This window comes from Inquilinus limosus MP06, from assembly GCF_000767795.1.
GTDB classification, from domain to species: domain Bacteria; phylum Pseudomonadota; class Alphaproteobacteria; order DSM-16000; family Inquilinaceae; genus Inquilinus; species Inquilinus limosus_E.
Genome location: NZ_JANX01000517.1, coordinates 1 through 4,576, shown reverse-complemented (window position 1 = coordinate 4,576; position 4,576 = coordinate 1). Strand labels below are relative to the sequence as shown.

At 69.1% G+C, this 4,576-nt stretch carries 6 protein-coding genes; 4 read left to right on the top strand and 2 right to left on the bottom strand.

Going from position 1 to position 4,576, the window contains the following annotated elements; all coding sequences use genetic code 11:
- The coding region (locus P409_RS27355) for an ATP-binding protein (protein WP_034845830.1) at positions 1-419 on the bottom strand (419 nt) is incomplete at its 3' end.
- 98 nt (positions 420-517) lie between these two features.
- On the bottom strand, positions 518-1,138 hold the full coding sequence (locus tag P409_RS27350) for a LysE family translocator (RefSeq protein WP_034845828.1): 621 nt from the start codon (positions 1,136-1,138) through the stop codon (positions 518-520).
- A gap of 253 nt (positions 1,139-1,391) precedes the next feature.
- Between P409_RS27350 and P409_RS27345 the strand changes: the two genes are divergently transcribed.
- The 4 genes from P409_RS27345 to P409_RS27335 all read left to right on the top strand — a co-directional run.
- The gene (locus P409_RS27345) at positions 1,392-3,050 is read left to right on the top strand and encodes an NAD+ synthase (RefSeq protein ID WP_034845827.1); all 1,659 of its coding nucleotides are present in this window, start codon (positions 1,392-1,394) and stop codon (positions 3,048-3,050) included.
- A 10-nt stretch (positions 3,051-3,060) separates the two neighbouring features.
- Positions 3,061-3,612 carry a 2OG-Fe(II) oxygenase gene (locus P409_RS27340; RefSeq protein WP_052121464.1) on the top strand — a complete coding sequence of 184 codons (552 nt, stop codon included), beginning with the start codon at positions 3,061-3,063 and terminating at the stop codon, positions 3,610-3,612.
- Positions 3,609-4,253: a hypothetical protein gene (locus P409_RS38315; protein ID WP_152613568.1), complete on the top strand. Its 645-nt coding sequence runs from the start codon at positions 3,609-3,611 to the stop codon at positions 4,251-4,253. The genes P409_RS27340 and P409_RS38315 overlap by 4 nt, the downstream gene beginning before the upstream one ends.
- 133 nt (positions 4,254-4,386) lie before the next feature.
- A partial coding sequence (locus P409_RS27335) for a hypothetical protein (protein WP_034845826.1) occupies positions 4,387-4,576 on the top strand: 190 nt, incomplete at its 3' end.

The window sequence follows — 4,576 nt, the reverse complement described above, 5'->3', positions numbered from 1 at the left end:
GCCCGCAGCACAGGCATGCGGCGGCCGAGATACTTCAGCAGGTCCAGCGTCGCATTGTCGGCCCAATGCGCGTCCTCGAACACCAGCACCGTGGTCTCCGCCGCCTCCTGCAGCGTGTTCAAGAGGGCGGGGAACAGCCGCTCCGGCGCCGCCGTCTGGTCCAGCAGCGCCGCCATCCGGGGGCCGAGGGCATGGGCCATGTCCTGCAGCGGGCCCAGGGCGCGCGGGGTGAACAGCGCCTCCGACCCGCCCCACAGCACGCGGGTGCCGGGGCCCAGGCGGCGGGTGAACTCCTGCAGCAGGGCGGTCTTGCCGATCCCGGCCTCGCCGCCGAGCACGACGGTGCCGCCATGGCCCTGCGCGGCGCGTCGGGCCAGGTCGATCAGTCGGTCAAGCGGCTCCTCGCGCTCGATCAGCATGAAGGCGGCGACTCCCCTGTGCCTGCCGGGATTTCAGGCGAAGCGGGTGTCGAAAACAAGGCTTCATGTCTGAATTTTGCTGCGTTGCACCGATTGGGCTAGCCCTGCAGCATCGAGGCGCCCATCCCGACCAGGGCCCCGCCGAACAGGCGGTTGCACAGCCGGGCGCGGCCGGGCCGCTGCAGCCAGCGGCGCAGCGCATGGGCGGCGACGGCGTTGGTCAGGATGCCGAGGAAGCTGATCGCGGTGAAGCTGGCGGCCAGCAGCGACAGCTGCGGCGTCGCCGGCAGGGCCGGGTCGATGAATTGCGGGAAGAAGGCCGGGAAGAACAGCAGCGTCTTCGGGTTGGTCGCCGAGATCAGGAAGCCCTTCCAGAACCGCGCCCCGACCGGGATGACGGCGCCGGCCTCGCCTCCCACTTCGGCCGCCATGCCGCCACGGGCGCGCCATTGCTGGATGCCGAGATAGACCAGGTAGCCGGCGCCGGCCCAGCGCAGCAGGTCGAACCACTGGCCCAGCAGGGCCAGGAACGAGCCGATCCCGACCACGGCCAGCGACGCCTGGATCGCGATCGCCAGCGTCGCGCCCGCCACCGTGGTCACCGTGCGCACCCAGCCCAGCGCCAGCGCGTGCGACAGCGCCAGGATGTTCACCGGCCCCGGCGTGACGCCGAGGATCAGCGCGGTGACCAGGAAGGTGCCGTACAGGTGCCAGTTCATGACGGGTCTCGGGGAGCCGGGCGGACACCGAGCGGCCGTCCCGGGCCGCCGCGGCGAGTCAGATAATATTGTTGCGTGGGGTAACATAATTACCCGGCCGGCGAGGCCTGCCGTCCTGCGAGGGGAGGCATGCAACTTTGCCGGGCTGCGGCGTCTGCCGGGCTTGATTATCTCAAGTTGAGAATTATTGTAGGAGTAACTTTCCGGTACGCCGCGCTGATAGGGTGCCTCCGACCTCATCTGTGGACCTGTCATGACCGATCGTCTCGTCATCGCCCTCGCCCAACTGAACCCGACGCTCGGCGACGTGCGCGGCAACATCGACAAGCTGCGCCGCGCCCGGGACGAGGCGCGGGCGGCCGGCGCCGACCTGCTGCTGGCCAGCGAGCTCGCGGTCAGCGGCTACCCGCCCGAGGACCTGGTGCTGAAGCCTTTCTTCCTCGACGCGGTGGAGGAGGGGGTGCGCGAGCTGGCGGCCGAGACGGTTGAGGGGCCGGCGCTGCTGATCGGCACGCCCTGGCGCGACGACGGCCGCGTGCACAACGCGGTGCTGCTGCTCGACGGCGGCAAGGTCGCCGCTTCCCGGTTCAAGCACGACCTGCCGAATTACGGCGTGTTCGACGAGAAGCGGGTCTTCGCCGCCGGCCCGATGCCGGGGCCGATCCCGTTCCGCGGCGTGCGCCTGGGCGTGCCGATCTGCGAGGACATCTGGACCCCGGACGTGGTCGAGTGCCTGCAGGAGACGGGGGCCGAGCTGCTGCTGGTGCCGAATGGCAGCCCCTACGAGGCCGGCAAGGCCGAGCAGCGGCTGCAGATCGTGCTGAACCGGGTGACCGAGAGCGGCCTGGCCATGGCCTATCTCAACCAGGTCGGCGGCCAGGACGAGCTGGTGTTCGACGGCGCCTCCTTCGTCATCGGTCGCAACGGCGCGCTGCGGCGCCAGCTGCCGTCCTTCCGCGAGCACATCGCCATCACCGAATGGGTGCGCGGCGAGGAGGGCTGGGACTGCGTCGAGGGCGAGCGCATCGCCCCGCCCGAAGGCGTCGAGGCGATCTATGGCGCGATGGTTCTCGGCCTCAGAGATTACGTGAACAAGAACCGCTTCCCTGGTGTTCTGATTGGACTTTCCGGCGGCATCGATTCCGCACTCTCGGCCGCCGTCGCGGTCGACGCGCTGGGCGCCGACCGGGTGCATTGCGTGATGCTGCCGTCGCCCTACACCAGCCAGGACAGCCTCGACGACGCGGCCGGCTGCGCCGATGCCCTCGGCGTGCGCCTCGACAGCATCTCGATCGCGCCGGCGATGCAGGCCTTCGAGGCGATGCTGGCGCCGCTGTTCGAGGGCACCGCGCCCGACATCACCGAGGAGAACATCCAGTCGCGCGCCCGCGGCGTCACCCTGATGGCGCTGTCGAACAAGTTCGGCAAGATGGTGCTGACCACCGGCAACAAATCCGAGATGTCAGTCGGTTACGCGACGTTGTACGGCGATATGTGCGGCGGTTATTCGGTCTTGAAGGACGTCTACAAGACCACGGTCTACGAGCTGTCGCGCTGGCGCAACCAGGTGCTGCCGGAGGGGGCGATGGGCCCGGCCGGCCGGGTGATCCCGGAGCGGATCATCACCAAGGCGCCGACGGCCGAGCTGAAGCCGAACCAGACCGACCAGGACACGCTGCCGCCCTATGATGCGCTGGACGACATCCTCAACTGCCTGGTGGAGGAGGAGAAGAGCGTCGACGAGATCGTCGCCCGCGGCCATGACCGGGCCACGGTGGCGCGGGTGTGGCGCCTGCTCGACCGCGCCGAGTACAAGCGCCGCCAGGCCCCGCCGGGCGTCAAGCTGACCCGCCGCAACTTCGGCCGCGACCGCCGGTATCCCATCACCAATTCGACGCTGAACCTGATCTGAGGAGAAAGCGGTGGCCGTCCTGGTCGCGCCAGGGATCTACACGATCGAGGCGTGCTTCAGCCCGGCGGAATGCCGCGGCTGGATCGACTGCGCGGGCGATTACGAGGCGGCCACGATCAACACCGCCAAGGGGGCCGTCCGCGACGTCGGGCTGCGCAACAACAGCCGGGCGATCCGCGACGACGCCTCCCTGGCCGACAAGCTGTGGCAACGCCTGCGGGACCATGTGCCGCCGTTCCTCGACGGGCGCCAGGCAATCGGCATCAACGAGAGGTTCCGCTTCTACCGCTATGATCCGGCTCAGTATTTTGCTGGCCATGTCGATGGCGTGTTCCGGCGCGGCAATGGCGACGAGAGTCGCCTGACGCTGATAGTCTACCTCAATGACGATTTCACCGGTGGCGAGACCGCCTTCGCCGAGACCGTCGTCACTCCCTCGACCGGCCTGGCGCTGCTGTTCCGGCACGAGCTGTTCCACGAAGGGCAGCCGGTGATGGCGGGCGTAAAGCACGTGCTGCGCTCGGACGTGATGTACGGCCCCGTCGGACGGCTCAGCCCATGAAGACCACCACGGCCACCGCTCACGACGACGGACCGGCCCGCGCGCTGCTCGACCGGGCGGAGGCCTATCCCGGCCTGGTCGAGCACAGGAACGCCCGCCAACTGCTGCGCCTGTGGCGCTATCCGTCCTTCGAGCCCTGGTGCTCTTGGACGGTGATCGAGGCACGGTCGGGCCTGTTCCTGCGCCGGGTGATCTGGGATCAGCACGATCGCTCCGGGATGCCACAGCCCGTCACCTATGGCTGCGAAGCGCCGCTGCCGCCGGAGGTGATTGGGCCGGTGCTCGGTGATCTCGCCGCCATCCGGCTCGTCCCGTTTCCGACGGCCTCGGCCTCGGGCTCGACGGCACCATCTGCGGCGTCGAGCGGGACATCGGCTTCAGGTCTGCCAGGCTCACCTGGTGGGACGTCCATCCCGAGGACTGGACTCCTCTGCGCCAATGGCATGGGCGGACGGCCGCCCGGTTCGAGGCGCTGCTGCCGGCCCGCTCCGTCGCCGGGTGACGCCCGGTCGCTTCGGAAACCACTGACTCCGACATCGCCCCGCGCTGCTGCGTCCCGGTGGGCGGTGATCCAGCTCGCAGCGGCTTGTGCGGCAGGGCTGGATTGCTTCGCTGCGCTCGCAATGACGGTTCTGGGATGAGCCGCCCGCGCCACCCTTCACCGTCATCGCGAGCCCGAGGGGCGTGGCGATCCATGGTCGTGCCGCCCGCACTGACCTCAGTAAACATAAAGTTCATTGCGCGCTTACTCATTCTTCGTTCATGATACGTTCTATGGAGCCGTTGCCGCAGGATCTCGACGTCCAGGCCTATTGCCGCAGCCTCGCGCTGCAGCAGATCCGGATGCTCACGCGCCTGGCCGAGATCGCCATGCAGCTGGCCGAGGCCGAAGGCGCCCGCGCCGTCGCCGCCCAGGCCAGGGCCGCCCAGCCCCAGGCCGACGAGGTTTCGGTGCAGTCGGCCC